This window comes from Marinomonas spartinae (genome assembly GCF_900089775.1).
Lineage (GTDB): Bacteria > Pseudomonadota > Gammaproteobacteria > Pseudomonadales > Marinomonadaceae > Marinomonas > Marinomonas spartinae.
The window spans coordinates 1-1,327 of the sequence record NZ_FLOB01000034.1; the positions used below are offsets into that span (position 1 = coordinate 1).

A 1,327-nucleotide genomic window follows, 5' to 3' on the forward strand; every position below is an offset into this window, starting at 1 on the left:
GGTACCGTCCCAAAAAGTGTGTCTTTTCTCACATTCAATTCATCTATTTCACTCTTTACTTAAACAGGTGGCTTTTCTGAAAACGACTGACCGGATGACGATAAGTCGAACTGTTCATATCAATTGCCACTTTGCTTAAAAGTGTTAAGACCGATTCCACATTGGGCATTGAATTTCGAATTTTTAGGGTTCGTTTGAACGCTTTATTCAACCGCTCAATCCAGTTCGTTGTATAGATCATATTACGGATCTCATACTCAAAATCCAGATAGGTTGCATAATAAGATAACCAATCCCCATCTTCTAGACGTTTCAAGTGCGGATAATAGTTTCTCCACTTCAATGAGACGTCTTGGGCTCGCTTTAATAACGCTTCTTTTGTATCTTCTCGATTATCTAGCTGAAAAACCGCATTAAGATCTGATGCCATTTCTAAACGATGTTGTTTCTTCGTTTTATTGAGAATAGAGCGTTTCAAGTGTAAAACACATTTCTGTATAGCGGCATTGAAATGCTTTTCTATCGTACTGTCTAGCTCTGTTAAATTGTCAGTGACGAACAGATCAACCTGCCTCAAACCTCGACGCTTCAAGTCTTGGCATATCTCATCCCAAAAACTCGCCGATTCTGTTGGCGCGTTGTAGATGCCAATCACTTCTCGAGTCATATCTGGCAGTACTGCCAGGGCAATGTAATAGGCTTCGCTGGAAACACGCTCTCGCTTTGTTTTGACAAACGTGGCATCCAAATAGAGTATAGGATAGTACTCATTTAAAGGACGGTCTCTAAAGGCTTGCATAGCTTCTGATAAGCTACTGGTGATACGTGATATTTGACTTTTTGACAGGTGTTGTCCGTATATTGTTTCTGTAATGGACTCTATATCACGAGTGGTCAATCCTTTTGCATAAAGCTCAAAACAAAGCTCATTGAGTGAGTCTGTTTGATCCTTCATAACATTAAGCAAGGTTGGCTTAAAACTTCCTAAGCGATCCCTGGGGATTTGCAAAGATAGTGAGTCGCCAATACCATAGCCAGTCACAGAACGGTAACCGTTGGCTTTATTCCCTTTTGTTGCCGCCTCTAAATAGGCGCTACGTTCTGCCTTCATTAGGCTGTTCATGGCCATCTCTAACAACCGATTCACACCGTCTTGTTGTGACGTAAGTTGATCAACAGCGGCTTGTATCTGAGTGTGGTTTAGTTTTAAAGTATCCATAGTCTCTCTTTTGTTAAATGGCTTGTTTTTTGGTCGAAATAAAATCATTTAATGAGAGAGAGGCATCTATTACAACACCTTGTCAGACACACTTATTGGGACGGTATG

At 40.6% G+C, this 1,327-nt stretch carries 1 protein-coding gene; it reads right to left on the reverse strand.

Annotation, left to right across the window (positions count from 1 at the left end; genetic code table 11):
• Positions 1–55 precede the first annotated feature (55 nt).
• The gene (locus MSP8886_RS21765; RefSeq protein ID WP_067021209.1) at positions 56–1,219 is read right to left on the reverse strand and encodes an IS256 family transposase; all 1,164 of its coding nucleotides are present in this window, start codon (positions 1,217–1,219) and stop codon (positions 56–58) included.
• Positions 1,220–1,327: the final 108 nt, after the last annotated feature.